The sequence below is a fragment of the Arthrobacter sp. NPDC058130 genome, from assembly GCF_042884475.1.
Taxonomy (GTDB): domain Bacteria; phylum Actinomycetota; class Actinomycetes; order Actinomycetales; family Micrococcaceae; genus Arthrobacter.
Genome location: NZ_JBHVTV010000001.1, coordinates 261,576 through 288,437 on the forward strand (window position 1 = coordinate 261,576; position 26,862 = coordinate 288,437).

Consider the following 26,862-nt stretch of genomic DNA (forward strand, 5'->3'; position numbering starts at 1 on the left):
GATTGGGGGCGTGCTGCCTGTCCGGCTCTTCCGGGTTCTTGGCCGGGGTGGTCGGGTCGGGCAGGCTTCGGCAGTATGTTTACGCGGGCGTCTGGGCAGCGACGGCCCGGGACCACGGCAGGCGGAGCGTGCGTTGCTTCAGGCTGTCGATGATCACTGCCAGGATGATGACGAGGCCTTTGATCAGCAGTTGGGTGAAGAACTGGACGTTCATCAGGATCAGCCCCGTGCTCAGGACGCCGAGAATGACGGAACCAATGAGGGTGCCGTAGATCCGGCCCCGCCCGCCGACGAGACTGGTGCCACCCAGGACGACCGCCGCGATGGCATCCAGTTCGTAGCCGGTGCCGGCTGTGGGCTGGGCCGAGACCACTCGGGCGGAGAAGATGACGCCTGCCAGTCCGGCGCAGGCCCCGGAGATGACGTATACGGACGTGAGGACTCGCTTGACGTTGATGCCGGCGAGCCTGGCGGCCTCTGCGTTGCCGCCGACGGCGTATACGTGCCGGCCGTACCGGGTGCGTTCCAGGACGTACCACGCCACGACGTAGACGATGACCATGATCACCACGGGGACCGGTATGCCGGCCATGTACCCGTTGCCGACATCCCGGAAACTAAGCGTGTTGGAGACGATGGGCTGCCCGTCGGTCATGGTGAATGCCGCGCCGCGCAGGAATGTCATGGTGCCGAGGGTGACGATGAAGGCGGCCAGCGACACGTACGCGATGAGCATGCCGTTGATCAGTCCGGCGGCCGCCCCGGTGAGGATGCCGACGAGGATTGCGACGGGTGCAGGCAGTCCCGCGAGGCCGGTCATGACCGATGCGACCCCGGCCACGGCCAGGATGGAGCCGACGGAGAGGTCGATGCCGGCGGCGAGGATTACGAATGTCATTCCGGCAGCCAGGATCGCGTTGATCGAGATGGACCGGGCGATGTTGAGCAGGTTGTTGACGCTCGCGAAATTTGGCGCGATGACGACCATCATGGCCACGAGTGCGACCAGGACGACGAGGATGCCGACGCGGTCCCACCAGTACGCGAAGTCGAAGCCACGGCTGGGCGGCGGTGCCGCTGCTGGCCGGACGGCCGCGTCCTGTGGGTTGAGAGCCTTGTTAGTCATGGAATTCTCCGTTTGTCTGTGCTGCGGTACCGGTTGCGTGGGACATAACGTCCTCTTCGCTTGCGGTGCGGGAATCAAGTTCGTGGACGATCCGGCCGGAACGCATCACGAGGAGGCGGTCGCTGATGCCGATCGCTTCAGGCAGGTCAGATGAGATGACCAGGATTGCCTTGCCGGCTCTGGCCAGGTCATTGATGACTTCGTAGATTTCGCTCTTCGCCCCGATGTCCACACCCCTGGTGGGCTCGTCGAGTATGAGCACGTTGGATTCGCGCATCAACCAGCGGGCCAGGACCGCTTTTTGTTGGTTTCCGCCCGAAAGTGCGCTGACCGGCAGCCGCAGCGCGTTCTGTCGCAAATGGAGGCGTTCCATCTGCTTTTTCACCGCCGCCCGGATTCTGGCACGCCTGAGCACCCCGGCGTTGACGTGGCTGCCCAAGGAGCTCACCGCGATGTTGTCCTCGACAGTATGGGACACGAACAATGCCTGGCCTTTGCGGTCCTCGGGGACCATGGCGATTCCCCGGGCAATTGCCTGGCCAGGGCTCGACGCCGATGCCAGCTTGCCTTGGACGGTGACCGTTCCGCCGCGGGGCCGGTCCGCGCCGAAGATCATCCGTGCCGTTTCGGTCCGACCAGCCCCGATCAGCCCGGAAAGAGCGACCACTTCACCTGAGCGTACGTGGAAGCTGACCGGCCCGATGCCGGCTCCGTCGGTGAGCTCCTTAACGTCCAGCATTACGTCCCCCGGGCTGTGCCGGTCGTGGTGATACAGGTCCTGGAGGTCTCGTCCGACCATCATCCGTACGACATCGGGCGGGCTGATCTCGTTCTTCTCCCGTGTACCGACGTATGTCCCGTCGCGGAAGACGGTGACCCGGTCGGCAAGTTCCCAGACCTCTTCCATGCGGTGCGAGATGTAGACGAGGCCGACTCCGGAGGCGCGCAGTTCATTGATGATCGCGAAAAGGTGGAGGGTTTCCGTGCGTGAGAGAGCTGCCGTTGGTTCATCGAGGACGAGGATTCTGGCGTTTTCGCTGACGGCCCGGGCGATTTCGACCATCTGTTGCATGCCGATGCTGAGCTCGCCGAGCTCTCTGCGCGGGTCGATCCGTGCACCGACCCGGGCGAGCTTTTCCCGCGCCTGGGCGATCATGGCGCGTCGGTCCAGGGCTCCGAATCGGGTGGCCGGTTCACGTCCGAGTGCCAGGTTTTCGGCTACTGTCATCGCCGGAACGGTGTTCAGCTCCTGGTGGATGATGGCGATGCCGTGGGAAACGGCTTCGTGCGGGGAGCGGATGTCGATTTCGGTGCCGTCCATCAGGATGCGGCCGGCATCGCGGGCGACGTTCCCGGCCAGGATCTTCATCAGGGTGGATTTTCCGGCGCCGTTCTCGCCCATCAGGGCATGGACCTCGCCGGCATGCAGGTCGAATTGGACGTTGTTCAGTGCGAGCGTGGCGGCGAACCGCTTGGTGATGCCTTCCAGCTGCAGCAGCGGCTGGGGTACGGATGTTGTGGTCATGGTGGCCTATTTTCGGTCCGGCTGTGTGGGGCCGCTGCAGGAGTTGAGCGACCCCGCACAGGGGTGGTGGAGCGGTTACCAGCCTTTGTATTGGCTGACGCTGTCCCGGGTCACGAGCTCACTCGGGATCAGGACCGTGGTGTCCGTCGGGGGCTTGTTGTCGACGATGTTCTGCGCGATCTCGACGGCCTTGCGGACCATCTCGGCGGGATTCTGCGTCGCAGTTCCGATAAAGGGGGATCCGGCTTGTTTGAGTTCGGCCACGGACTCCGGGCTTCCGTCCACGCCGGTGACTTTTACGGTGCCGGCCTTGTGGGCCTGTTGGACTGCCAGCACGGCGCCGAGGGCCGAAGGATCATTCATGCCGAAAACTCCCTGGACGTCCGGGGTGGCGGTAAGCATGTCGGTGGTTACGGCCAGGCCGGAGGCACGGTCGTTCTTTGAGGCCTGCTGACCGACAACTTTGATGTCGGGGAATTTCTTCACGATGTTCTTGCATCCGGTGATCCGGTCCCGGATCGTCTGAAGCGGGGTGCCGTCCACCAGGAGGACGTTGCCTTTTCCACCCATCTGCTCGAACAGGTACTGGCAGGACTTCTCGCCGGCCTGGACAGCGTCGGTCATCACCACTGCATCGGCGCTCTTGGCCGGCGTGTCCACGGCAATGACTATGATCCCGGCCTGCTTCGCCCGTTCGATCGCCGGCTGGATGCCGTTTTCATCCACGGCGCTGATGACGATCAGGTTCACGCCCTGCTGGATGAACGTATCGATCTGCGAATTCTGGTTCGCCAGGTCAAGCTGTGCGTCCTGGGTGTTGGAGGTGGCGCCGATCTTCGCCGCGGCTTCCTTGACCCCTTTGTCCATGGCCGAGAAGAACGGGTTTGACATGTCCTGGACCATGAGACCGATCTTCTCGATCTTCTGCGGCTTACTGGCAGCGGGCTGCGCGTCGCCCGAGCTGCAGGCCGATAGGCTGAGCGCGGCAAGTGCGGCGCTGGCGGCGAAGATTGCTGACTTCTTTGCGAGTTGATTCATTGTCGGATCTCCTTTGAACCGGAACCTGTTGGCCGTCGTGGCCGGTCAGGTCGGTGAAATAGATGGATGGTGTTGTGGTGGCTCCCATTGGGGCCGGGACTTTCGGGTCGGTCCGGTTGTTGGCGGATCCGGAACCTGTTCTTGCTTCCTCCGCTCTGGCGGAGCTGGGGTCAGCAGCCGCAGGACCGCCGCACAATCAGGTCGGCGCTCACCTCCCGGCGGTCCTCGGGACGATAGTCGGGCACAGGAGGCACACCCCTCCGTTCTGCGTCGATCTGGCTGTCCAGGATCCGGGTCAACGTCTGCGCCGCGAGAACCCCGATTGATTCACTGTCCTCGTCCACCACGGTCAGCGGCGGATCCAGCAAAGGAGCCCAGGCGAACTCATCAAACGCAATGAGTGCCACCTGACCGGGGACATCTATTCCGCGCTCCTGGAGCACGGTGAGGACACCGTGGAGCAGTGGGTTATTTCCTGCAATGATCGCCCTCGGCAGGGTCTGCTCGGGTGCGTCAAGGTAAGCAGACAGCGTGCGGTGCGCTGAATTGGAGTCGTTTTCGGTCTCCAGCACTCGAAGTCGAGCCCCGTGCTGGATGGCAGCTTCCTTCAGGCCCCGCTCCCGCTCCGCACGGGTGGACCAGCGGCCAGGGTAGGCCAGGAATAGCCAGTCCGTGTGCCCGTGCTGAGCCAGATGGGCTCCAGCCTTCATGCTCGCCGCATAGTTGTCCGTGAGGATGCTCGGAACACGCGTCGCATCCTCCGGGGGGGCCGAGTCGACGAACACCACCGGGATGTCCCAGCTTTCGAGGAGTTTGATGTTTTCAGTACTCAGCGTCAGCGTTGTGATGATGCCCGCGGTCCGCGACTGGATCAGATTCTGAACCGTGGCGTCTTCCACCTCGGCGGTGTATATGCCCTCCGCGGCGATGTCGGCCACGACCGCATTGCGGTTGGAACTACGCAGGACCCGCTGGATGCCCTTCATCAGATCGAGGTAGTAGTAATTCGAGGTACTCGCCGTGATAACAGCGATCGTGCTCCGTGTTTTCTTGCGTAGTTCCTGCGCGGCACGGTTCGGGACGTAACCAAGCTCCCTGGCGGCCTTCAATACGAGCTTCCTGCTCGCATCGGAGACATCAGCACCGTTGCTCAGTGCCCGGGAAACCGTGTATGAGGACAGCCCTGTTACTTCGCTCAGATCCCGCAGCGTTGGCTTTTTGGACATTTCGGCGGTTCTTCCTAATCGTTTAGGACTAGGTTTCGCAACTTTCTGGTCGCGTTACCTAAAGGATTAGGGTCAACGGTACTGTGATGGTGCTAACACGTCAAGGGGGCGCGTTGATTCTCTAATGGGTGGCCGGGCTGGTGCCTGGCTGGCAGGATGGCTGCCAGTCCTGCTGGACGTGACTCAGACCCGGCCCCGTGTCTTTTTTATGCCTGTGGTTCGGCGGGGGCTTGCGCTGGCCTGTCCTCTTCCGATCCCTTGATAGAAGGTCGTCCAGGTGCTGCGCTCACACAGCAATGCCGTGGCGATGTTCTGCTCCTACATGATGCATCCTTGCTGCTTATTTGATGCCGGCATGTGGGCCAGTCGTTTTGTTCCATGCCGGTGGCGTCGGACAGCGCGAACTCGTCGGCCAGGATGTGCCCCCAGCCGGCACGGTTATTGGCCACGATCCTGATAGTGGTCTTCTTTGCGCGTTGTCCGATCGTTCGCCGTCGTCCGCCGGTGCTTTCAGCAAGCCAGCCTCGCCTGGCAAAACGGTTTTTCAATTTCAATGTGACTCTTGACACGTGAAATTCTCGCGCCTTATGGTGAGTGCCAAGTCGTTTTAGCAAAACGATTTTTCACGCCAAGCACAGTCTCGCCATGTCCGTTCGAGAGAAAGTGAGTCGACAGCGATGTCCACTCGTAAAACCATCAACAGGCTCGCCACCATCGGCGGCATCTGCACCGCCGTCGCGCTGGCAGCAACCGCCTGCGGCGCAGGGGGCCCGGCCTCATCGCCCGGGGGGGCCGGCGCGAGCACCGTCAACGTCCTCGTCGAGGCCGGTGGCCACGCCGAACTGACCGGCGTCGCCGAACAGTGCAAGAAAGATACAGGCGTTAACGTCAACTTCGTCGAACTGCCCTACGACGGCATGTTCAACCGGCTTTCCAGCGAATTCTCCTCCGGCAACGTCTCGTTCGACGTGGCCGCCCTGGACTCCGTGTGGCTTCCCAGCTTCAAGGACGCCGTGCAGCCCATTGACGAGCTCTTCACCGACGAGGCCAAGAAGGACATCTTCCCCGCGCTCGTGAAGGAAGCGAACGTGGACGGGCACTTTATCGGCATGCCGGCCTGGACTAACTCCGAAATCATCCTGTACCGCAAGGACCTGTTCGAGGACGCCAAGAACAAAACCGACTTCAAGGCCAAGTACGGTTACGACCTCGCCGCTCCGACCACGTGGAAGCAATACCAGGACATCTCCGAGTTCTTTACGAAGGACGGCATGTACGGCACTGACGTGAAGGGCGGCGTCGAAACCGAATGGCTGGCCCATGTCCTTCAGGCCGGTTCCCCGATGGTCCTCGATGCGAACAACAACGTCGTGATCGACAACGCCGCGCACAAGGAAGCCCTGGACTTTTACACCAGCCTGGCCAAGTCCGCCCCTCCCGGCGCCGCCCAGGTGGACTGGGCAGCAGCGCAGAACCTGTTCAACCAGGGCAAGACCGCGATGACCCGGTTCTGGGCCCACGCCTACCGGCAGATCCCCAAGGATTCCCCGGTCGCGGGCAAGGTCGGCGCCGCTCCGATGATCGGCGGCTCCGCCGGTGTCGCCGGTGTTCCCGGCCCCTGGTACCTCTCCGTGCCCAAGGCAACCAAGAACAGCGACGCAGCCAAGAAGTTCGTCAAGTGCGCCTATGACCATAACGACCTGGGCATCGAATCCAGCCTCGGCCTGGCTTCCCGCATCTCGGCCTTCGAGAAGTACCAGGACCAGCCCGGCTACGAAAGCTTCAAGCCGCTCATCGAGACCCTCAAGGGCCAGGCAACCGCCACGCGCCCTGCCACGGCCAAATGGCAGCAGATCGTGGACACCGTCCTGGTCCCCACCCTCCAAAAAGCTGTAGCCGGCGGCGACTCCGCCGCACTCCTGGCCGACGCGAAAAAGCAGATCCAGGACCTCCTCAAGTAAAGACTCCGCGGCCGGCACCCTACCAGTGCGGCACCGTCAGCAACGGCGGTGCCGGCCGCGGCCCCAACCAGCGGAAGAGAAAACCGTGCGTATCTCCGATCGCCGCTTCGCCCTGTACCTCATGGCCCCAGCGGCCGTGTTCCTGGCAGTCTTTGTGGCCTACCCGCTGTTCCGCCTCGTGGCAGACAGCTTCTTCAAGATCTCCCCGATCGCCGGCGGTCCCCGCGACTTCGTCGGCCTGGACAACTACGTCCGTGCCTTCGCCTCGGAGGCTTTCATGGGCGCCGGCTGGCGCACGCTGGCCTACACGCTGGTGGTGGTCACTCTCGAGTTTGCGCTGGGCCTGGGCATGGCCCTGCTGTTCACCACCTTGGGGCGCAAGTCCGAGATCTGGCGGACGGTGTTCCTGTACCCGCTGATGATCGCGCCCATTGTCGCCGGCCTGCTGTGGAAATTCCTGATGATTGATAACTTCGGGCTCATCGGCACCCTCCTTCACCAGGCGGGAATCCTGCAGAACCCCAACCAGATCGGCTGGCTCTCCGACCCGGGAATCGTCCTCTTCTCCGTGGCTGTCCCGGATATCTGGCTGACCACTTCCTTCATGTGCCTCGTGTTGTTTGCCGGCCTCCAGAACATCCCCGGCGACCTCATCGAGGCGGCCCGGCTTGACGGCGCCAAGGCCCCAACCCTCCTCTTCAGCATTATCCTGCCGCTCCTGCGCCCCGTCATCGCCGTGGCATTGGTGGTGCGGGGTATCGACGCAGCCCGCGCCTTCGACACCATCCTGATCCAGACCAACGGCGGCCCGCAGTCGGCCTCCGAAACCATGAGCCTGCTGATCTACCGGACCATGATCCGCTTCGGCGATCCGGGACTGGCCAGCGCCATGGGCACTATCTACCTGCTGGCCATGCTCGGCGTCGCGTTCTTCGCTGTCGCGACCATCTGGCGCCCAGGGAAGGACAACTGATGAGCACCGCCGACACCCCCATCAACAACGGCTTTACCGCCGAGACGCTGGCCTACCGCCCCCGTGAAGCAGGCGTCGTCTCGACCATGCTGGCCACCGGTACCAAGGCGTCCGGCGCCACTGCCGGTGCTGCCCCCACCGGGGTCCTGCCGGTCGAGCCGGCGATGCCCACCCCGGCAGCCTCGGGCACGGGCCGTCCCCGCCGCAGGAATCACCACGCCGAAGGCCTGGAAGCCGGCAAACGCAGCACCCGCATCCTGCTGTGGATCATCCTTGCAGCGGCGATGGTCCTGTACGGTTTCCCGTTCCTCTACCTGCTGTTCACGTCCTTCAAGACGCCGATTGACACCATCGCGGTGCCGCCCACGATCCTTCCCAAGGAATGGACGCTGGAGAACTACGCCAACGCCCTGGGCCGCAGCGGAGTTCTGGCCTCGTTTATCAACAGCGTCCAGACGGCCGTCATCAGCACGGTCCTGTCCCTCGGACTGGCCGTTCCGGCCGCTTACGGCATCACCCGCTACAAGACCCCGAGCGGCCGCGTGTTTATCATGGCAGCGCTCGTAACCCGTATGGTGCCGCCGGTGGCCATCGGCATCCCGCTCGCGTCCATGATGGCGACGGCGGGACTCGCGGATACCCCGATCGCCCTGTCCATCGCTCACACAACCATCTCGCTGCCGCTGTCGATCTGGCTGATGTCCAGCTTCTTCGAAGCCGTTCCCAATGACCTCGAAGAGGCCGCAACGGTGGACGGGTGCAGCCGGCTGGGCGCGCTCTGGCGCGTCGTGATCCCGGTGGTTTCCGGCGGGATCGCGGTCACCGCGATCTTCGCCTTCCTGGCCTCCTGGAACGAATTCCTGTTCGCACTCCTAATGACAGCGATCCGCTCCCAGACCACCCCAGTCGTGATCGCAAACTTCCAGACCCAGTTCGGCCTGGACTGGGGATCCATGACGGCGCTGGCTGCCGTGTACTCCATCCCGGTCATCCTCCTGACCCTTCTCTTGCAGCGCAAGATCGTCGCAGGCATGACGCTCGGCGCTGTCAAGGGCTGACCACCAACAACGAAACGAACAACAACCTCCGGGACGAATAGGCCGCGCGCAAGAATCACCCGGACGTAGAATCAGCATCAACATAAGGACGTGGGAGACCAATGAACAAGTCGGTTGGCATCAAAGACGTGGCCGCCGCGGCCGGCGTCTCTGTCACAACGGTCTCCCACGTCCTCAATGACGTCGTCTACGCACGGGTTGGAACGGAGACGAGGGAACGGGTCCACGAAGCGGCCCAGCGGCTCGGCTACGGCCCGAACCGGCTGGCGCAGGCCCTTCGCACGCAACGTTCGGGCATGATCGGGTTCATCAGCGAGGATATCGCCACCACGCCGCACGCCGGCCGGATCATCCTCGGCGCGGACGAGGCCGCCAAAGCCCGCGGGTACAACCTCATGATCATCAACACCTCCGGCTCAGCCAGCCTCGAATCCCGGCAGGCCGACGTCGAGGCCCTCCTGGAACGCCGGGTGGACGGAATCCTCTACGCCACCATGTACCACCGCAACGTGGAGTTGCCGGCCAACCTCGGCAGCGTGCCCTCCGTACTGGTCGACTCGGTGGCCACCGGCGGGAACATCACAGCCGTGATCCCGGACGAAGAAGGTGGTGCACGCGCCGCCGTGGGCGCGCTCCTTGAAGCGGGCCACACCCGGGTGGGCTTCATCAACAACACCGATGATGTCCCCGCAACCCGTCAGCGGCTCCAGGCCTTCCGGGCCACGCTGACTGAAGCAGGGCTCGACGGCGGTGCGGCACCTGTCGAGTCCGACGTCTCCGAGGTGCAAGGCGGCTATGAAGCGGCCCGGCGGATCCTGGCACGCGAGGAACCGCCCACCGGCCTGTTCTGCTACAACGACCGGATGGCGATGGGCGCCTACCGCGCCGCTGCTGAATTGGGACTGGCCATCCCCGCGGACCTTTCCGTGGTGGGCTTCGATGACCAGGAACTGATCGCCGCCAACCTTCACCCGGGTCTCACCACCGTGGCCCTGCCTCACCACGAGATGGGTGCTTGGGCCACCGAGCACCTGATTGACGCCGTCGAGGGGAAGACCGACCTTACCCTCATGGCACTTCACCCGACCATTCTGAGCTGCCCCTTGGTGCGCCGCGATTCCATCTCGGCTCCCCGGCAATAGGCAGCCAGCCCCTTCCACTTCTCTAGAGGAACGCCAGACATGTCCAGTTGCCTTGATACCGCACGCCCGGAAACAGCCCCGGCAGAAACCTCCAGGTTCCGGCCTGCCATCCACTTCACGGCAAGGGATACCTGGCTGAACGATCCCAACGGCCTGGTTTTCTACGAGGGCCTGTACCACCTCTTCTTCCAGAACAACCCGTATGGCAACGTCTGGGGCAACATGTCCTGGGGCCACGCCACCTCCCGTGATCTATTGCAGTGGACAGAACACGCCGTTGCCCTTGCCTGCGACGAGACAGAAGACATCTTCTCAGGCAGTGTGGTCGTCGACCACGGCAACACGTCCGGTCTCGGCACGCCGGACTCACCCGCCCTCGTAGCCATTTACACCAGTGCCTACAAAGTCGGGTCCGAACACAGCGGCACACAGGCTCAGTCCCTGGCCTACAGCACAGACGCAGGAATGACGTGGCGAAAGTACGGAGGCAACCCTGTCCTCACAAGAAACTCCGCAAACTTCCGTGATCCCAAGGTCTTCCGCTACGAGGGGGAGCAGGGTGCCTGCTGGGTCATGGTCGCGGTCGAAGCCCAGCACCAGAAGGTGGTCTTTTACCGTTCGGACGACCTTAAGTCCTGGGACTTTCTGAGCGAGTTCGGCCCGGCCAACGCCGACGCCGGCGAATGGGAATGCCCCGATCTCTTTCCCCTGGCAGTGGACGGGGACCCGGACAACATCAAATGGGTACTGATCGTCAACGTCAACCCAGGCGCCGTGGCAGGAGGCTCTGGCGGCCAGTACTTCATCGGACACTTCAACGGCGTCAGCTTCACCCCCGATCCCGGCTCCATCGTGGCGCCCGAAGGGCTGGCCTCCCTCCCCGATCCCAAGGCTGGCTCTGCAACCTTGCAGCAATGCCTGTGGCTGGACTGGGGACGCGACTGCTACGCCTCCGTATCCTTTAGCAACGCCCCGGATGACCGGCGCATCATCATCGGCTGGATGAACAACTGGGACTACGCCAACGAACTGCCCACCGCCCCCTGGCGGTCCTCGATGACCGTCGCCCGCGAAGTGCGCCTCACAGCAGTCAATGGCTCCGCCCGTTTGATCCAGCAACCGGTCCTGACCGGCCCCTGCGCAGGAGAAGAGCCGGCGGCAGCCCATAATCTCATGGACGCAGGCACCTTTGAGCTGCAGGACTCAGTCTTTCGGCTGCCCGATGCGGTACCCGGCAGCGCCCAAGTCATCGAGGCGGAGATACTGCCCGGAGACGCCGAACAAGTGGCCTACCACCTGTTCGGAAATGGTGACGGCAGTGCCGGGACCGTGCTGAGCTACAACGCCGCTACGGCCCAACTCGTGCTGGACCGCAGGCGGTCAGGCGACATCGGTTTTCACGAGAAGTTTCCCTCCGTGGAGTCAGCCCCGCTGGTCCTCGAGGACGGCGCACTCAAGCTGCACATCGTCGTCGACCATTGCTCCGTGGAGGTGTTTGCGCAGGGCGGCAAAGTGGTCATGACCGACCTTGTTTTTCCCGCTCAGGGACATGCGGAGAACCGGCTAGCGGTTAAGGGCGGGCGCGCAACCATCCGGACGCTCACTGTCACAGCGCTCAGCTAGAACGCACCAACGGATGCACAGGAAAGGTCCAAAAATGCCAACAATCCAGCAAACCGACAATGACCTCAAACCGAGCATTGATGTCCTTGTGGTCGGCGAAGCCCTCGTGGACATAGTTGTATCTCCCCGAGGCACCGAGGAGCACCCCGGCGGATCACCCGCAAACGTCGCCTACGGACTCGGACGGCTGGGAGTGGACACCGCATTGCTGACCTCGATCGGCGACGACCTCCATGCCGCCGCCATCGAAAAGCACCTTCGGGGCGCCGGTGTTCATCTCTTGCCCGGTTCCAAGGGCCGTGGCGAAACAGCTACGGCGACCGCGATTCTGGCTTCCGATGGGTCAGCACACTATGACTTCGACATCCGATGGGACCTCCCGCGCGTAGCTCCGGCCACGCTTCCCAAAATTCTGCACACCGGCTCGATAGCTACCTTCCTGGCGCCGGGAGCGGCAGCAGTAAGAGAGCTTCTCGAGCAATCCCATACGCGCTGTGTCGTCACCTACGATCCCAACATCCGCCCTGGACTGCTCGGAAGCCAATTTGAGGCACAAACCATCTTCGAGGAACTCGTCCCGTTCACAGAGGTAGTCAAACTCAGCGACGAGGATGCACTGTGGCTCTATCCGCGGCTATCCCTGGAAGCCATCCCAAAACGTATCCTCGAACTGGGCGCCGGACTCGTCGCCGTCACAATGGGAGCGGAGGGATCCCTGCTCACAACGAGAGGCACGCAGGTAATCGTTCCCTCGGTTAAGTCTGCCGTGGCCGACACCATTGGAGCCGGCGACTCGTATATGGCTGCCCTGATCTACGGACTCCTCATGCGCGGAGCAGATGGGCTAGCGCCGTCGGTGCTGGAGTCGCTGGGCCGCATGGCATCAAAAGCAGCGGCCATCACAGTACGCCGTCCCGGCGCTCACCCTCCAACGTCAGAAGAACTACTGGAGGAACTCCCGGAGCATCAACCGATGGCTACGTGAAATCCTGTGCACTGAAATAACGGCTGAGGAACCACAACATCAAGGGAAGAAGCTATGTCAAGCAACAACTACTACGACGTGACGGCCTGGTCCGTCGGCAACCCAGCCAAGGACGTCGGTGAAGTCATCAACAGCATCATCGCCGACATCAAGGAACGGCAGTACGCCGCCGATGTGAACAACGGAGGAAGGCCCGGCGCTGTTATCTACATTCCGCCGGGGGACTACCACCTCCGCACGCAGGTGGTGATCGACGTCAGCTTCCTTCGGATCGAAGGCTCGGGACACGGGTTTACGTCGTCGAGCATCCGATTCAACGTTCCCGAAGACGAATGGCCCGACCTGCATGAGCTCTGGCCCGGGGGGAGCCGCATCATCGTCGACCTTCCCTCCGCCGGCGACGGGGAGGAATCCAAGGGAGCCGCCTTCCTTGTTGAGAGAAGCGGAAGCCCGCGGATCAGCTCGGTGGAGTTCTCCAACTTCTGCATCGACGGCCTGCATTTCATTGCGGACGGTTCCGGGATGCCTCCCGAGAACACCTACGTCAACGGCAAGACCGGCATATATGTAGCCAGCGCCAATGACTCGTTCCGGGTCACCGATATGGGGTTCGTCTATTTGGAGAACGCACTCACCATCCACAACGCGGACGCGCTTTCCATCCACCACAACTTCATCGCTGAATGCGGAAGCTGCATCGAACTGCGCGGGTGGGGGCAGGCATCAAAGATCACCGATAATTTGGTCGGGGCAGGCCCCAAGGGGCATTCGATCTACGCCGAGAACCATGGCGGGCTCCTGATAACCGCGAACAACGTCTTCCCCCGTGGTGCGAGCAGCGTCCATCTCAACGGCGTCACGCGTTCAAGCGTCACAAACAACCGTCTGCATTCGTTCTACCCCGGGATGGTGATTCTCGCGGCGAACAGTTCGGAAAACCTCGTGGCCACGAACCACTTCCTGCGTGACCATGAGCCCTGGACGCCCTTCCTTGGAGTCGACAACGGACTGGACGACCTCAACGGCCTTCTCTGTGTCAGCGGCAGCAACAACTCTGTCATCGGCAACCACTTCTCCCAGATCATCGACTCACAGAGCATCCGGCCCACAGGTGCGATGCCTGTCATCATCCGGATGATGGCCGGGGTTGGCAACTTCGTCTCCAACAACCATGTGGTAGCGAAGGACGTTGACTCCAAGACAAGTGACTCCTGCTTCGAGTCCCAGGTGGACGCCCTGTTGACCACCGGGGCCTCCGACAGTCTCGCCGTTACCGCTGTCAAGGTCGATTCCGAATCAGCTCGGAATACGATCCTTGATTCCGGAAGTGACGCCCAAGTTATCGCAGATAGGGCTGTCAACGCCTTTAGGGCCACACCCACGGTGGGTTTCTAGGCGGGCGCATATGCACTTGTGCGACCAGCAACTCGGTCGGAAAAGGCATCGGCACCCAGACCGCTGGTCGAATCCCGATCGGACTCCCGTAGCCCCGGCGCCCCCAGCCAGAGGTTCAGAACGCCGATAGTGCAGATTCCGTCAATCTGTACTCTGCGTATCTCATCAGATGAATCATTCAGGCCCTCTGCCGGGGAGTTCCCGCCACGCGTTCGAGGCGCCTTGCGACGCGGCGTTCAGGGGTTTCCCGGAAACCGACGAGAGGGGTCAGCGGTGTCGCTTCCCCGGTCTCAAGGTCCGGCTTCTGGCTTCCCTCGTCTTCGATCCGGTAGTGGGTCAGCTCGAGTCCGGACAGGTCCACGGAGATCGCCGACGGCGGTGCCGCAAGGATCCGGCCGAGCCGACAGGCCTATCGATCGCTTCTCCAGTTCAGGGTCCTTGGAGTCGATCTGGGAGAGAAAGCCGGTAGGGGACGTAATTCCCCGGATCAGCGCGGAAGGCCGCCAGAACGTCTGCTACTGCACCTGGCCCCGCGCCAAGCAGATCAAACCCGCCAACTACAGGCCACTACGCCGAGTGTGATGATCACGAGCAGCCACTAGCGTTCGGCGATGTGGTGCGGATACAGGCTCTCGTCCCGCCGCTCCGGGGCGACAACTGCATGCGTTCCAGGTCTCCAGGTCATAGCGTTGGGGTCTTCAGGACGCAGCTTGTACCCCCGGATGCTCAAGACTGATGCCGGTCAGCTCGTTTCCCGGGTTCCCGACACGACCAAGAACGCCCGCCCGGGTAACCCGGGCGGGCGTTTTTCGTCTCACGCAGCGGGGCGCGGCTACAGCAGGCTTGTCCCGATGTCCTTGCCGATCCGGCGGAGCAGCGCGGCGGACAGCTCCGGGTCTTTGGACGAGTCCTGGTCCGTGTACTCGGCCAGCGTGTACACCCGGGTGAGGTCCATCTCGGCCCACCGTTCTTGGGCCAAAAGGGAGCGGCCGGCGACGGCGATGATCGGACGGGACCCGGACCGGCGGGCGACGGCGGCGGGCAATTTCCCGGCGAGGGTTTGCTCGTCGAGGCTGCCCTCGCCGGTGATGACGATGTCGCAGTTGTCCTTGCGGGCGTTGAAGTCCAGCAGGTCCAGGAAGTAGTCGGCGCCGGAGACCTGCCGTGCCCCGAGCAGCAGGCAGGCGTAGCCGATTCCGCCGGCGCTTCCGGCGCCTGGGTGCGCAGCCAGCTGCGCCGCATCGGCGAATCCCGCTGCCGCCAGTTTGGTTACGAAATGTTCGAGGCCTGTATCGAGGGCCGCGATCTCTTCCGGTCCGGCGCCCTTTTGCGGGCCGAAGACGGCCGGTGCGCCCTGGGCTCCGAGCAGCGGGTTGTGGACGTCGCTGGCGACGAGGAGCTCGGTGCCGGCCAGCTCCGGGAGGGCGGTCCGCTGGATGCTGTGGATCTGGGCCAGCGCCCCGCCGCTGCCGTAGAGCTGGCGGCCGTCGGCGTCGCGGAAGCTGTACCCGAGGGCGGTAAGCATTCCCATGCCGCCGTCGGTGCTGGCGCTGCCGCCCAGGGCCAGAACAATCCTGGCCGGCCCCAGGCTGAGCGAGAACAGGACGGCTTCGCCGAAGCCGCGGCTGGAGGCACCCAGCGGCTCCAGGATGCCGCCCGGCAGGAGCCCGAGCCCGCACGTGTTGGCCACCTCGACGACGGCTGTGACGCCGTCGAACGCGATGCTGGCCTGGACGGGCTGGCCGGTGGGTCCCGCGACGGTGTGGCTGTGCCGGGTGAAGCCGGAGGCGACGGCGGCATCGACGCTGCCGTCACCCCCGTCCGCCAGGGGAAGCAGTTCGCAGTGGACGGATCCGGTTCCGGAACCGGCGGCGGAGCGGAGTCCTGCCGCCAGGGCATAGGCCACTTCGCCGGCCGTGAGGCTCCCTTTGAACTTGTCCGGTGCGATCAGGGCTCGTACGCATTTCGGGGCGGGTGCTGTGGACATGTCAGTTGCTTTTCGAGTAGGCGGGGCGGCGGTCTCCACTCGATGCGAGGTCGACGTCGGCAGGCTCCGTGCGCTGGGGACTGGTCCTGGGCGTGTGTTCTGCGGGCGCGTGGGAGTCGTGGCCGGTCAGGCCGGCAGCGATGTCCGTGAACTCGTCAAGCGGTGTCGGATCCTCGCTGGGCAGCGGCTCGACCACTTCGCCGTTGAAGACGCGGCGGACACGGTCCGCGTCCAGCGTCCGGTCCCACCAGGCGATGAAGAGTGTGGCGACGGCGTTGCCGGTGAAGTTCACCAGGGCCCGGCATTCGGACATGAACTTGTCGATGCCGAAGATGAGCATGATGCCGGCGGCCGGGATGGTGCCGATGGTGGCCAGCGTGGCGGTCAGGGCGATGAAACCGCCGCCGGCGACGCCCGCCGCGCCCTTGGAGGTGAGCAGCATGACCGCGATCAGGCCCAGCTGCTGGCCGATGGTCAGGGAGGTGTTGGTGGCCTGGGCGATGTAGACGGCGGCCAGCGAAAGGTAGATGGCGGCGCCGTCGAGGTTGAAGCTGTACCCCGTGGGGACGACGAGTCCGACCGTTTCCTTCTTGACCCCGGCGTGCTCAAGCTTGCGCATCAGGCCCGGCAGCGCCGGTTCGGCGGTGGAGGTGCCCAGGATGAGCAGGTATTCCTCTTTGAGATGGCGGATCATCTTGAAGATGTTCAGCTTCAGGAAGGCCATGACGGATCCGAGGACCACGACGACGAACAAGATCGAGGTGGCGTAGAAGAGGGCGATCAGCCCGCCCATGCTCGAGAGGGACGAGACCCCGTACTTGCCGACGGCGAAGGCCATCGCACCGAACGCGCCCACGGGGGCGGCCTTCATGATGAAGCCCAGGATCTTGAACATGACGCCGGTGAGGCGCTGGACCCCGTCCAGGACGGGCGCCCCGACTTTGCCCATGGCGTTCAGGGCGATGCCGAACACCACGGCGATGAAGATGATCTGGAGGATGTCGCCCTCCACGAAGGGAGCGGCGATGCTGGTGGGGATGATGTGGGTCAGGAACTGCCACCACTCCTGGTGGGCGCCGGTTTCGATCAGCTTGGCCGCGGAGTCCGTGGTCTTGATGGTGCTGGCATCGGCGTTGACGCCCTCGCCGAGGCGGAAGATGTTGATGGCGACCAGGCCGAAGAGCAGGGCGAAGATCGTGCCGATCTGGAAATACGTCAGGGCCTTCAGGCCGGTCATGCCGACCTTTTTCAGGTCCGCGACGCTGGCGATGCCCCCCACGATGGTCAGGAACACGATCGGACCGATCAGCATTCTCATGGAATTGACGAAGGTGGTGCCGATCGGTTCCAGGGCGATGCCGGCGGAGGGCGCGAGCCAGCCGACGAGGATGCCGAGGACAATGCCGGTCAAGACCCAGAAGTACAGCTGCCGGTACCAGCGTGTCTTGGGGGCTGATTTCTTAGCTGCCGCGGGTGCGCCCGCAGTGGTGATTGGTCCCATGATTCCTACCTCATTGTGGAATGTGAATGCCAGTGGTGCTTGAAGAACGGTGCTTGAAGAATGAAGAGCTGGGTCGGGCGGGCGGCGGCGACGGTGCGCGGTGCCGCCCGCCCCGAACGGGGTCCGGCTAGACGGCAGCCAGAGTGTGGGTGAGGGCCTTGATGATGGCCTCGGTGACGTCACCGGTGTTGGCTTCGCCGCCGACGTCGCGGGTCAGGTAGCCGGCGGCCGTGGTCTGCTCGATCGCGGCCTCGACGCGGCGGGCTTCCTCGTGCAGGCCGAAGTGGTCCAGCATCAGGGCGGCGCTGGCGATCGCGCCGATCGGGTTGCTGATGCCCTTGCCGGCAATGTCCGGTGCGGAGCCGTGGACCGGTTCGAACATGGATGGGAAGCGGCGTTCCGGGTTCAGGTTCGCGCTGGCCGCCAGGCCGAGGCTTCCGGCCAGGGCCGAGCCGAGGTCCGAGAGGATGTCCGCGTTCAGGTTCGAGGCGACGACGACGGACAGGTCTTCGGGGTGCAGGATGAACTTGGCGCTCATGGCGTCGACCAGGACGCTTTCGGTGGCGACGTCCGGGTAGTCCAGGGCCACGCGCTGGAAGGTTTCGTCCCACAGGACCATGCCGTACTGCTGGGCGTTGGACTTGGTGACGGAGGAGACCTTCTTCACGGTACGGGTCCGGGCGAGGTCGAAGGCGAAGCGCATGATCCGCTCGCAGCCCTTTTCCGTGAAGAGGGCGGTCTGGAGGGCCACCTCGTTGCCGGGGCCGCGGCCGCTGAGGTTCCGTCCGCCCAGGCCGGCGTACTCGCCTTCGCTGTTTTCGCGGACGACGATCCAGTCGAGCTCGGTGTGATCGGCCTTGCGCAGCGGGGACTGGATGCCGGGGAGGAACTTCACCGGGCGGATGTTGGCCCACTGGTCGAAGTTCTGCGTGATGTTCAGGCGCAGGCCCCACAGGCTGATGTGGTCCGGGACGTTTTCCCAGCCGACGGCGCCAAAGTAGATGGCGTCAAAGTTCTTCAGGACCTCAAGGCCCTCAGCGTCCATCATCTGGCCGGTCTTTTCGTAGTAGCCGCAGCCCCAGGGGAACTCGGTCCAGTCGAAGGCGAACTTGCCGCCGGAATTCTGGGCGAGGGCGTCCAGGACGCGGCGCCCGGCGGAGACAACTTCCTTGCCCACGCCGTCGGCGGGAATCGAAGCGATGCTGAATTTCTGGGTGGCGCTCATGTGCCTACCTCCTCGTTGAGTTTGTTAGCAGCGTCACACTGCCTGTCCTCTTCAAGTAGACGGCCCGGCGCCATCCGCCGTCCAAGACCAAGATTCGATAGGGTAAATAGGCTTAGCCTATGGGTCCGTCGCCTGCGGCCTCCGGCGCCGCTGCCACATGCAGTTCTGCGACGGCCAGGAAGGCTTTGGCGGCAGGCGTCAGGTCTTCCTTCCGGCTCAGGATGGCGACGTCCAGGTGGGACACCGGTTCGATCAACAGGGTCCGCAACCCTGACTTGTGCGCCAGCGGCGCCCAGGATGACGGCATGACGGCATGGCCCACGCCCGCCAGGACCAGCGGCAGGATGGAGGTCCGGTGCGCGACCTCCACCACGATTTCCGTGTTGACGCCGCGGGCCAGTGCATCATCGACCAGCCAGCGCATCAGGGATCCGCGCTGGCTTGCGATCAGCCGGTGGCCGCCAAGATCCTCACGCTGAATCGCCGTCCCGGGGCCGAACGTATCCGCCTGCGGGTTGACGATCAGGATCAGCGGCTGGCGTTCCAGCTCCAGGACCTGGACGCCCGGGACGCGGATGGTGTTGGGGGATCCGGCCAGCCCGATTTCCGTGCTGCCGCTGCGGACGGATTCAATGACTTCCTCGGGCGTGAACGCCGCGCTGACGTTGAGCCGCACCGAGGGATGCGTCCGCGTGTACTCGGCGATCATCGAGGTCAGCGGCTCGATGCCGGGGGAGGGCATGGTGATAATGTCCAGCCGCCCGCTCCGCACGCCCCGCAGGGCCTGCACCGCGGACTGCGCGGCATCAAGGTCCCGCATCACGAGCCGGGCCGGGCCGACCAGTTCCTTGCCCGCTTCGCTGAGGACCGCGCGGCGGCCGATGCGGTGAAAGAGCGGTACACCCAGGTCCTTTTCCAGTCCCGCGATGGTCTGGGAGAGGGACGGCTGGGCGATCAGCAGGTGCTCCGCGGCGCGGTTGAAGCCGTCGTGGTCGACGACGGCCAGAAAATACTTCAGCTTCCGGGTGTCCACGCCAGCTCCTTCACCGATCCGTTCCTGGGGCTCCTGCGCCCCCGGAATGCACGCCCGGGGGCGGCGCAGGGTGCGGGGTTGAAGCATAGATAGCCTACGCCTATCAGGCCGGCGCGGCTCAGCGTGACCTGCGCCGTCAACGGTCTGGTCGGGCGGTTCCCCGGAGGCCTAGAATCGGGCTGGGCGGAACGGGCCAAGGCACCGGCCGGACACGCCCACGGAAGGATCACGTCCATGTTCCAGCGGTGCCAGTTGAGGGGGCCTGCCATGGACACGACCGGGAAACTTGAAACGGAACAAAAGTACGACGCCGAGGCCTCCACAACGCTTCCGGACTTGCTGCAAATCGAGGGCGTGGACCACATCGGGGAACCGGTGACGGACCAGCTTGAGGCTGTGTACTTCGATACCCGGACCCTGACCCTCGCCGCGCGCCGCCTGACCCTGCGGCGCCGCACGGGGGGCACGGATGAGGGCTGGCACCTGAAGCTGCCCGCAGGCACGGACCAGCGCAAGGAAATCCACGCTCCGCTGGGCCAGCCGGACACGGTTCCGGATGAATTAAAGGACCACCTGCTGGTGTTCACGCGCGGCGAAGAGCTCAGGCCGGTGGTCCGGCTCAGCACGCAGCGCACCACGCACCGGCTCTACGGGCCCGGCGGTGAGCACCTGGCAGACATGGCCGATGACCTGGTTCATGCCGAGGTCCTGCACCCGCCCGGGCCGGCCCGGGACTGGCGTGAGTGGGAAATCGAACTGGTGCACGGGAACGAGCGGCTCTTCGATGCGGCCGCCACGGCCCTGACGTCCACGGGAGCGGGCCACTCCGCGTACGCCTCCAAAGTCGCCCGTGCCCTGGGCGATGCCTGGCCTGCTGAGTTCAGCCCGGGGACTAAAAAACCCCGGAAGAAAGGACCTGCAGCCGACGTCGTGACGGCCTATCTGGGCGCGCAGATCGAAGAGTTCATCGCCCATGATCCGGGCGTACGCCTGGGGACACCGGATGCCGTTCACCAGATGCGGTCCGGGGCGCGCCGGGCCCGCTCCGCCCTGGCCACTTACCGGAAGCTCTTTGACGAATCGGCGGTCCGGGACCTGCAGGCTGAACTGAAGTGGCTCGGCCAGATCCTGGGCAAGGCGCGCGACGCGGAAGTGATGCTCGCGCGGCTGCGGCTGCGCATCCAGGAGCTTCCCGAGGAACAGAGATCGGGCCCCTGCCAGGATCTGGTCGAACAGGAGCTGGTCGAAGCCCACAACGCCGGGTACCGAAACGTCTTGAAGGCCCTCGGGACCACGCGCTACTACCGGCTCCTGGGCGCGCTCGAGGACTTCCGCGACCACCCGCCTGCCAGTCCGGGCGCTTTCCGCCCTGCCCGCAAGGTGACGGCCAAACTCGTGGACAAGGCGGCGAAGCGGGTGGACCGCTCCTGGAAGGACGTCAAACGTTCCGCCGGCAGGGCCTCCCGCGACGAAGCCCTGCATGAGGTCCGCAAAGACGCCAAGCGCCTGCGCCACGCGGCGGAATCGGTGACGGAAATCCACGGCAAACGCGCCCGGAAACTCACCAAGGCGGCAGGGCGGCTCCAAAAGGTGCTCGGCGACCACCAGGACAGTGTCATGGCGATCGCCCTGCTGCGCAGGCTGGCTGCGACCCCGGACCTGCCCGCCGGCACGGACCTCGCCTTCCACCGGCTGGAGGTGGAGGAAAAACGTCTCGCCCGCAAGTCCGACAAGAAGGCCCGCAAGGTTGGAAAGAAGCTTCACGGCATGCGGCTGCCCCGTTGATCCGGGCCGCGGCGCTGGCTCAGCCCCGGACGCCCGCCAGGACCCGCTGGCCGTTGAAGTATTCGAGTTCCCAGCCGTCAACGGCATGGTGGTGGGCCAGGTTGAGCGCGGCGTTGTCGATGCTTTGCAGGGTGTGGCCGACGGCGCGGCTGAGGCTCAGCCGGATGAGCGTGGCGTGGGCGACCACCACGACGCGGCGGCCGCAGAACTCCTCGGCCAGCTCTTCCAGCGCCGCCAATCCGCGGCAGGCGGCCTCATTCCTGCTTTCTGCGCCGCGGAAGCCGCCCCGGATGCGCAGCGCATCCAGTGCGGGTCCGGCCTGCAGCCCCTCTGCGGGTCCGAAGCTTCGCTCCGCGAGTTCCGGCACGCGCCGGGCCACGCCGAGCCCCAGCCCGTCGGCAATCAGGTCGGCCGTTTCGGCGGCACGGCTCAGCGGCGAGCACACGATCGCATCCCACTCGTAGCCGGACAGGACAGCGACGGCGTCGCGCGCCTGGCAGCGGCCGACGTCGTTGAGCGGAACGTCGGTGGAACCCTGCAGACGGCGCTGGGCATTCCAGTCCGTCTGGCCATGGCGGACAAGGGCAAACGTCGTCAGGGTTGTATTTTCCATGATTGCGACGATTCCTCCGGCCGGATGCGAAATTCATGCAGCACGTTGCACTACCAGCGTTACCCGGTACTGCTGAGAAATCTCTGAGACAGGGAGCCTGGCGGGGAAGAGGCGGGGAACCCGGGGTCTTTTCTCAGGGTTTGCTCAACCCTCTGCCACATACTGCCTGTATCAAGGAGGGGGGTTCCGTGCGGATTTTGGTCGTCGATGATGAGAAAGGTCTGGCCGAAACGGTCCGCCGCGGGCTGACGAATGAGGGTTTCGTCGTCGACGTCATGTACGACGGCGTCAGCGGCCTGTGGGCGTCGACGGAAAACTCATATGACGTGATCTTGCTCGATCTGATGCTGCCGCTAAAGAACGGCTACGACGTGCTGAAGGAGCTCCGGGAGCACAAGGTCTGGACTCCGGTGCTGATGCTCACGGCGAAGGACGGCGAGTACGACCAGACAGACGCTTTTGATCTCGGGGCTGATGACTATCTGACGAAGCCCTTTAGCTTTCCGGTGCTGGTGGCACGGATCCGGGCACTCATCCGCCGCGGGGCGCCCGAGCGCCCTGTGGTGTTGACGGCGGGCACCCTGACGCTGGACCCGCTCAACCGCAAGGTCCGTCGGGGGAACACGGCGATCAGGCTGACGCCCCGTGAATACGGGCTCCTGGAGTACCTCATCCGGCGTCACGACCAAATCGTGACGAAGGCGGAGATACTCGATAACGTGTGGGACCCCGCCTTTGAGGGCGGGGACAACGTGGTGGAGGTCTATGTCGGCTACCTCCGGCGCAAGATCGACGTCCCCTTCGGCGTCCAGTCACTGACCACGGTGTGGGGGATGGGCTACATGCTCAGCGCCGACCCGGGTCCGCGGGAGGACTCCCCCCGAATTGCCGGGACGTGAGGGCTCGGGTTCCCACGCCTCACTCCTTGTCCTCACGGCGGTTTTCACTGCGGGGGCGCGGGGAACGCCATCTCGAAGCGGCAGTCGCCCAGCGGGCTCTCGGTGGCACGGATGGACCCGTGGTGGGCTGTCATGATTCCGGCCGCAATGGCCAGCCCCAGCCCGCTTCCGCCGCCTTCCCGGGACCTGCTCTCGTCGAGCCGGACGAATCGCTCAAAGACCCGTTGCCGGTCCGCTTCGGGTACCGGTCCGCCGTCGTTGTCCACGGTAATGACCGCTCCGGCTCCGCCCTCTCCTGGGTTCAGGCTGATCTGGATCCGCGAGACGGCGTGCCGGTCTGCGTTGTCCAGGACGTTCCGAAGAACCTGTCCCACCCGGCGCGCGTCTCCGGTGATCCGGACGGGGGTCAGCTCTGCTGTGATGAGGTGGGTGCTTGTCGAGCGGAGCCTGCGGGTTTCGCGGTCCACGACGTCGTCGAGGTCAACGTCCTCCTCCCTGAGTCGGAAGCCCCCGTCGTGGGCCTTGGCGAGGGTCAGAAGATCTTCGACGAGGTAGTGCATGCGGGAGGTCTCTTCGGAGAGGATGTCCGTCAGCTCGTGCCAGGACTGCCCCGACGGGTCCGCGGCAGCGACCTCCACCCCGGCGCGAAGGGTTGCCACGGGGCTGCGGAGTTCGTGGCTGGCGTCCGAGAGGAACCGGCGCTGCGCGCTGTCCGAAGCCTGCAACCGTTCCAGCATCTTGTTCATCGTCAGCGCCAGGGACTGAATTTCGTCGTTGGTCTGCGGAACGTCGACTCTTTCGTCCAGGCGTTCCCCGTCGATGCGGGCCACCTGCCCGCGAATTCTTTCGACTTGCTGCAGGGACCGGCCCACCAGCAGCCAGACCGAGATGCCAACAACCAGCAGCAGCAGTGGGGCGGCAACGAGCAGGTACCAGGAAACTGTCGCTAGCGTCTCCGCTAGGACCTGCATCCGGGACGCAACGACCACCGTGTAGGGTCCGTCGTCCAGCCGGACCGCCGTCGCGACGATCATGAAGTCGCCGGGATCGCGGATGGTCTCCACCCTGGTGACATCCTCCGTCAGGACCTGGTCAGGGGTGGGTCGCAGGGCCGTAAGCGGTTTGTCGCCCGCAGTGGGCATCTGCGCGGCCACGACGGCCCCGGCCGGGTTCAGGATTTGAACGATCTGTCCCTCGTGGACGGTGGCGGCAATGTAGCGGTCTGCTTCCGCGACGTCATCGTCCCGCATGTGGACGATGACTTCCTGGGCCTCTTGCCGGGCGGCCGACTCAGTTGAGGCGATCAGCGACCCCTGGAGAGAGCCGATGAGCGCAACGCTGCCGATCAGCAACGCCAGGGCTACGACGCCGACGGCGGTCGCTGTTGCGCGCTTGCGGACTCCCCACTGTCTGCCCCGGTACGTGAGAGGACCCGCCTTGGGCTCGATCATGGTTCAAGAATGGTCTAACAGTCGGTCGCCGACAACGTGACCGCATCCCGTTCTCAGTTCCGGTACAGGATCCTGTGTCTCTCCAGTCACCACGAACAAAGCCGTGACGGTCCACCGTGAGCGGGCGCATCCGTGGCAGGATCAGGTATGGCCGACCGTTTGATGTTGCTCGACACCGCGTCGCTGTACTTTCGCGCGTTCTATGGCGTGCCGGACACGATCCGCCGCGCCGACGGCACGCCGGTGAACGCTGTCCGCGGATTGCTCGACATGATCGCGCGGCTCACCACGGACTACGGCGCGACGCACCTGGTTGCCTGCTGGGACAACGATTGGCGTCCGCAATGGCGGGTGGACCTGATCCCGAGCTACAAGGCGCACCGGGTCGAGGAGGCGGTGGCCGGCGGGCCGGATGTGGAGGTTGTGCCGGACGCGCTCGAGGCGCAGATCCCGATGATCCGCCGGGTGCTCGAGCTGGCCGGCGTCGCCGTCGTCGGGGTTGCCGAGCACGAGGCCGACGACGTCATCGGCACCTACGCCAGCCACGCACAACTTCCGGTCGACGTCGTGACGGGCGACCGCGACCTTTTCCAGGTGGTTGACGACGCCCGCCAGGTGCGGGTGATCTACACCGCGCGCGGAATGAGGAACCTTGAGGTCATGACCGACGCCGTCATCGTCGAGAAGTACCGCGTGCTTCCGGGACAGTATGCGGACTACGCGACGCTGCGCGGCGACAGCTCAGACGGGCTGCCGGGCGTCGCCGGCGTCGGCGAGAAAACCGCCGCGGCGTTGCTCGGGGAATACGGCACGCTCGACGGGCTGCTCGCGGCTGCCGCGGATGCCGGAAGCGGACTGTCCAGCGGCGTGCGGTCAAAGCTCGCCGCGGCCGAAGAGTACCTGGCGGTTGCGCCCGCGGTGGTGAAGATCGTGCGGAACCTTGAGGTGCCGACACTTGAGGAGGCGGGCGCACAGTTGCACCCCGTGGCCGGCGGTTCGCGGGCCGACCTTGAGCGACTCGCCACAGTGTGGAACCTGGGCGGCTCGGTTGCGCGGCTGCTCGAGGCGCTGGACCTGCGTCACTGAGGACGCGGCGGACCTTGGAGCCTGCGCAGAGAAGGGCGGGGCGGAGGTCCGCTCTGCCGGACCGCACCCCCGCCCCCGGAAGCCTGTGTTTCAGTGTTTCTTGAAGGCGTCCTTGACTTTTTCGCCGGCCTGCTTCATGTCAGCTTTGAATTGGTGGCTCTTGCCTTCGGCCTTCATCTTCTCGTCGCCGGTGGCATTGCCGGCGGCCTCTTTGCCCTTGCCGTGGAGTTTCTCGGCGGCGTTATGGATCTTGTCACCCAGGCCCATGATGATCCTCCTTATTGGGTCGCCCCCGCGACGTGGATGCCATGGAGGCCACAGTTAATTGTAGGGACAGAACGCTCGAAAGTGGGGGCGATGGTCGGCACCCTTTGCGGTGGCCAGCACGAGCCTACGGCGCTGGGGCAGCAACCCGAATCAGGCGATCAAGGTATGCAGGTCAACTCCGAAAATGGCCACCAGGGGCCAGAGGATAATTGCCGCCAGGCCTTCCAGAATGTTGCCGGGAATGTTCCATGCCACAAAATAGCCGTGCGTGGCGGCGACCACTACGCCGATGGCCAGATACACGGTCCCGATCAGACCTATTCCGCGTCCGCCAGACTGGCGCCTGCCTATTCCGCGCATCTTCGCTCTTTTCCCGCAGCGGGGTGTGTGGCTCTAACTATAGTGATGCCGGGGTCATTCGGGGAGGGGCCGGGCTCCCTCTCCGGGACTCCTGCCGGCCTGGGCTCCGCGTCAGCTTTTGCCGACAGCCAGCGGACTGCGTCAGTTCCCGGTGAGTTCCGCATACAGTTTCTGCACCCGGGACTTGATGTCATCCCGCACCAGGTGCATACGCTCCATGCCTTCGATGCCGCGTTCGGACGGTTCGTCCGTCTCCCAGTACTCGAACCGCTTGCCCTCGCGGGGTTCAAGCCGGGCCTCGTTGCCCAGGACAATGACGACGTCGGCCGCGTCCAGTACGTCTTCGGCGACGGGCTTGGGGTGCTCGCCGGTGATGTCGATGCCGAGCTCGGCCAGGGAGTCCACGGCCTGGGGGTTCAGCGATTCACAGGGCTTGGTTCCGGCAGAGTGCACGGTGACCGCCCCGTCGGCGAGCTGATTCATGAGTCCGGCGGCGAGCTGGGATTTTCCGCCGTTCTTGCTGCAGACAAACAGGACGCTGGGGCTTTTCGTGGTCTCGGTCATGCGTTTGATTCTTCCTTGTCTGAGTCCGGGTTGCCGAAC

The 26,862-nt window shown here is 64.5% G+C and carries 24 protein-coding genes; 10 read left to right on the forward strand and 14 right to left on the reverse strand.

The features are described from left to right. Positions 1-79 precede the first annotated feature (79 nt). From ACFVTM_RS01210 to ACFVTM_RS01225, 4 genes are all read right to left on the reverse strand, one after another. Positions 80-1,126 carry a ribose ABC transporter permease gene (locus ACFVTM_RS01210; RefSeq protein WP_390201501.1) on the reverse strand — a complete coding sequence of 349 codons (1,047 nt, stop codon included), beginning with the start codon at positions 1,124-1,126 and terminating at the stop codon, positions 80-82. Continuing rightward, positions 1,119-2,651, reverse strand: a complete 1,533-nt coding sequence (locus tag ACFVTM_RS01215; RefSeq protein WP_390201502.1) for a sugar ABC transporter ATP-binding protein — start codon at positions 2,649-2,651, stop codon at positions 1,119-1,121. The genes ACFVTM_RS01210 and ACFVTM_RS01215 overlap by 8 nt, the downstream gene beginning before the upstream one ends. A 75-nt stretch (positions 2,652-2,726) precedes the next feature. Beyond that, positions 2,727-3,689: an ABC transporter substrate-binding protein gene (locus ACFVTM_RS01220; protein WP_390201503.1), complete on the reverse strand. Its 963-nt coding sequence runs from the start codon at positions 3,687-3,689 to the stop codon at positions 2,727-2,729. 170 nt (positions 3,690-3,859) lie between these two features. Next, positions 3,860-4,915: a LacI family DNA-binding transcriptional regulator gene (locus tag ACFVTM_RS01225; protein ID WP_390201504.1), complete on the reverse strand. Its 1,056-nt coding sequence runs from the start codon at positions 4,913-4,915 to the stop codon at positions 3,860-3,862. 677 nt (positions 4,916-5,592) lie between these two features. On the opposite strand from ACFVTM_RS01225, the gene ACFVTM_RS01230 reads away from it, so the two are divergent. From ACFVTM_RS01230 to ACFVTM_RS01260, 7 genes are all read left to right on the forward strand, one after another. After that, complete coding sequence (locus tag ACFVTM_RS01230; protein ID WP_390201505.1) at positions 5,593-6,876, forward strand: ABC transporter substrate-binding protein; 1,284 nt, start codon at positions 5,593-5,595, stop codon at positions 6,874-6,876. An 85-nt stretch (positions 6,877-6,961) separates the two neighbouring features. Next, entirely contained in the window at positions 6,962-7,849 is an 888-nt protein-coding gene (locus ACFVTM_RS01235) for a carbohydrate ABC transporter permease (protein ID WP_390201506.1), read from the forward strand. Between the two features lie 164 nt (positions 7,850-8,013). After that, complete coding sequence (locus tag ACFVTM_RS01240) at positions 8,014-8,907, forward strand: carbohydrate ABC transporter permease (RefSeq protein ID WP_390202086.1); 894 nt, start codon at positions 8,014-8,016, stop codon at positions 8,905-8,907. Between the two features lie 101 nt (positions 8,908-9,008). Next, complete coding sequence (locus tag ACFVTM_RS01245; protein ID WP_390201507.1) at positions 9,009-10,049, forward strand: LacI family DNA-binding transcriptional regulator; 1,041 nt, start codon at positions 9,009-9,011, stop codon at positions 10,047-10,049. 39 nt (positions 10,050-10,088) lie between these two features. Beyond that, complete coding sequence (locus tag ACFVTM_RS01250; protein WP_390201508.1) at positions 10,089-11,672, forward strand: glycoside hydrolase family 32 protein; 1,584 nt, start codon at positions 10,089-10,091, stop codon at positions 11,670-11,672. Positions 11,673-11,706: 34 nt separating this feature from the next. Beyond that, on the forward strand, positions 11,707-12,657 hold the full coding sequence (locus ACFVTM_RS01255) for a carbohydrate kinase (protein WP_390201509.1): 951 nt from the start codon (positions 11,707-11,709) through the stop codon (positions 12,655-12,657). Positions 12,658-12,711: 54 nt separating this feature from the next. Continuing rightward, on the forward strand, positions 12,712-14,052 hold the full coding sequence (locus ACFVTM_RS01260; protein ID WP_390201510.1) for a right-handed parallel beta-helix repeat-containing protein: 1,341 nt from the start codon (positions 12,712-12,714) through the stop codon (positions 14,050-14,052). A gap of 178 nt (positions 14,053-14,230) precedes the next feature. On the opposite strand, the gene ACFVTM_RS01265 is transcribed toward ACFVTM_RS01260, so the two are convergent. The 5 genes from ACFVTM_RS01265 to ACFVTM_RS01285 all read right to left on the reverse strand — a co-directional run bounded on the left by ACFVTM_RS01265 (position 14,231) and on the right by ACFVTM_RS01285 (position 19,798). Then, positions 14,231-14,413 carry a hypothetical protein gene (locus ACFVTM_RS01265; protein WP_390201511.1) on the reverse strand — a complete coding sequence of 61 codons (183 nt, stop codon included), beginning with the start codon at positions 14,411-14,413 and terminating at the stop codon, positions 14,231-14,233. Positions 14,414-14,884: 471 nt separating this feature from the next. Next, complete coding sequence (locus tag ACFVTM_RS01270; protein ID WP_390201512.1) at positions 14,885-16,039, reverse strand: glycerate kinase; 1,155 nt, start codon at positions 16,037-16,039, stop codon at positions 14,885-14,887. Position 16,040: 1 nt separating this feature from the next. Further along, positions 16,041-17,540, reverse strand: coding sequence for a C4-dicarboxylate transporter DctA (gene dctA, locus ACFVTM_RS01275; RefSeq protein WP_390201513.1), 1,500 nt, complete (start codon positions 17,538-17,540; stop codon positions 16,041-16,043). A gap of 127 nt (positions 17,541-17,667) precedes the next feature. After that, positions 17,668-18,765 (reverse strand): tartrate dehydrogenase, encoded by a 1,098-nt coding sequence (locus ACFVTM_RS01280; RefSeq protein ID WP_390201514.1) that lies wholly within the window; start codon positions 18,763-18,765, stop codon positions 17,668-17,670. A 112-nt stretch (positions 18,766-18,877) separates the two neighbouring features. Further along, positions 18,878-19,798, reverse strand: coding sequence for a LysR family transcriptional regulator (locus tag ACFVTM_RS01285; protein WP_390202087.1), 921 nt, complete (start codon positions 19,796-19,798; stop codon positions 18,878-18,880). A gap of 267 nt (positions 19,799-20,065) precedes the next feature. On the opposite strand from ACFVTM_RS01285, the gene ACFVTM_RS01290 reads away from it, so the two are divergent. Further along, complete coding sequence (locus ACFVTM_RS01290) at positions 20,066-21,583, forward strand: CHAD domain-containing protein (RefSeq protein ID WP_390201515.1); 1,518 nt, start codon at positions 20,066-20,068, stop codon at positions 21,581-21,583. A gap of 19 nt (positions 21,584-21,602) precedes the next feature. Here ACFVTM_RS01290 and ACFVTM_RS01295 read toward each other — a convergent pair whose 3' ends face one another. Then, a complete protein-coding gene (locus ACFVTM_RS01295) occupies positions 21,603-22,196 on the reverse strand; it encodes a histidine phosphatase family protein (RefSeq protein ID WP_390201516.1) in 594 nt (197 codons plus the stop codon). A gap of 188 nt (positions 22,197-22,384) precedes the next feature. Between ACFVTM_RS01295 and ACFVTM_RS01300 the strand changes: the two genes are divergently transcribed. Continuing rightward, positions 22,385-23,095, forward strand: a complete 711-nt coding sequence (locus tag ACFVTM_RS01300) for a response regulator transcription factor (RefSeq protein ID WP_390201517.1) — start codon at positions 22,385-22,387, stop codon at positions 23,093-23,095. Between the two features lie 44 nt (positions 23,096-23,139). Here ACFVTM_RS01300 and ACFVTM_RS01305 read toward each other — a convergent pair whose 3' ends face one another. Beyond that, a complete protein-coding gene (locus ACFVTM_RS01305) occupies positions 23,140-24,546 on the reverse strand; it encodes a sensor histidine kinase (RefSeq protein WP_390201519.1) in 1,407 nt (468 codons plus the stop codon). 147 nt (positions 24,547-24,693) lie between these two features. On the opposite strand from ACFVTM_RS01305, the gene ACFVTM_RS01310 reads away from it, so the two are divergent. Continuing rightward, positions 24,694-25,632, forward strand: coding sequence for a 5'-3' exonuclease H3TH domain-containing protein (locus ACFVTM_RS01310; protein ID WP_390201520.1), 939 nt, complete (start codon positions 24,694-24,696; stop codon positions 25,630-25,632). A gap of 90 nt (positions 25,633-25,722) precedes the next feature. On the opposite strand, the gene ACFVTM_RS01315 is transcribed toward ACFVTM_RS01310, so the two are convergent. From ACFVTM_RS01315 to ACFVTM_RS01325, 3 genes are all read right to left on the reverse strand, one after another. Beyond that, complete coding sequence (locus ACFVTM_RS01315; protein ID WP_390201521.1) at positions 25,723-25,899, reverse strand: CsbD family protein; 177 nt, start codon at positions 25,897-25,899, stop codon at positions 25,723-25,725. Positions 25,900-26,049: 150 nt separating this feature from the next. Beyond that, the gene (locus ACFVTM_RS01320; protein ID WP_390201522.1) at positions 26,050-26,202 is read right to left on the reverse strand and encodes a hypothetical protein; all 153 of its coding nucleotides are present in this window, start codon (positions 26,200-26,202) and stop codon (positions 26,050-26,052) included. A gap of 198 nt (positions 26,203-26,400) precedes the next feature. Continuing rightward, entirely contained in the window at positions 26,401-26,823 is a 423-nt protein-coding gene (locus tag ACFVTM_RS01325; protein ID WP_390201523.1) for a low molecular weight phosphatase family protein, read from the reverse strand. Between the last annotated feature and the right edge of the window lie 39 nt (positions 26,824-26,862).

Excerpts from the sequence above, each read along its gene's own strand:
- ACFVTM_RS01250 (WP_390201508.1), top strand. The coding sequence starts at position 10,089 with ATGTCCAGTTGCCTTGATACCGCACGCCCGGAAACAGCCCCGGCAGAA.
- ACFVTM_RS01270 (WP_390201512.1), bottom strand. The coding sequence starts at position 16,039 with ATGTCCACAGCACCCGCCCCGAAATGCGTACGAGCCCTGATCGCACCG.
- ACFVTM_RS01230 (WP_390201505.1), top strand. The coding sequence starts at position 5,593 with ATGTCCACTCGTAAAACCATCAACAGGCTCGCCACCATCGGCGGCATC.
- ACFVTM_RS01220 (WP_390201503.1), bottom strand. The coding sequence starts at position 3,689 with ATGAATCAACTCGCAAAGAAGTCAGCAATCTTCGCCGCCAGCGCCGCA.
- ACFVTM_RS01310 (WP_390201520.1), top strand. The coding sequence starts at position 24,694 with ATGGCCGACCGTTTGATGTTGCTCGACACCGCGTCGCTGTACTTTCGC.
- ACFVTM_RS01295 (WP_390201516.1), bottom strand. The coding sequence starts at position 22,196 with ATGGAAAATACAACCCTGACGACGTTTGCCCTTGTCCGCCATGGCCAG.
- ACFVTM_RS01240 (WP_390202086.1), top strand. The coding sequence starts at position 8,014 with ATGCCCACCCCGGCAGCCTCGGGCACGGGCCGTCCCCGCCGCAGGAAT.
- ACFVTM_RS01315 (WP_390201521.1), bottom strand. The coding sequence starts at position 25,899 with ATGGGCCTGGGTGACAAGATCCATAACGCCGCCGAGAAACTCCACGGC.
- ACFVTM_RS01215 (WP_390201502.1), bottom strand. The coding sequence starts at position 2,651 with ATGACCACAACATCCGTACCCCAGCCGCTGCTGCAGCTGGAAGGCATC.
- ACFVTM_RS01305 (WP_390201519.1), bottom strand. The coding sequence starts at position 24,546 with ATGATCGAGCCCAAGGCGGGTCCTCTCACGTACCGGGGCAGACAGTGG.
- ACFVTM_RS01225 (WP_390201504.1), bottom strand. The coding sequence starts at position 4,915 with ATGTCCAAAAAGCCAACGCTGCGGGATCTGAGCGAAGTAACAGGGCTG.
- dctA (WP_390201513.1), bottom strand. The coding sequence starts at position 17,540 with ATGGGACCAATCACCACTGCGGGCGCACCCGCGGCAGCTAAGAAATCA.
- ACFVTM_RS01255 (WP_390201509.1), top strand. The coding sequence starts at position 11,707 with ATGCCAACAATCCAGCAAACCGACAATGACCTCAAACCGAGCATTGAT.
- ACFVTM_RS01280 (WP_390201514.1), bottom strand. The coding sequence starts at position 18,765 with ATGAGCGCCACCCAGAAATTCAGCATCGCTTCGATTCCCGCCGACGGC.
- ACFVTM_RS01290 (WP_390201515.1), top strand. The coding sequence starts at position 20,066 with ATGGACACGACCGGGAAACTTGAAACGGAACAAAAGTACGACGCCGAG.
- ACFVTM_RS01325 (WP_390201523.1), bottom strand. The coding sequence starts at position 26,823 with ATGACCGAGACCACGAAAAGCCCCAGCGTCCTGTTTGTCTGCAGCAAG.
- ACFVTM_RS01260 (WP_390201510.1), top strand. The coding sequence starts at position 12,712 with ATGTCAAGCAACAACTACTACGACGTGACGGCCTGGTCCGTCGGCAAC.
- ACFVTM_RS01245 (WP_390201507.1), top strand. The coding sequence starts at position 9,009 with ATGAACAAGTCGGTTGGCATCAAAGACGTGGCCGCCGCGGCCGGCGTC.
- ACFVTM_RS01210 (WP_390201501.1), bottom strand. The coding sequence starts at position 1,126 with ATGACTAACAAGGCTCTCAACCCACAGGACGCGGCCGTCCGGCCAGCA.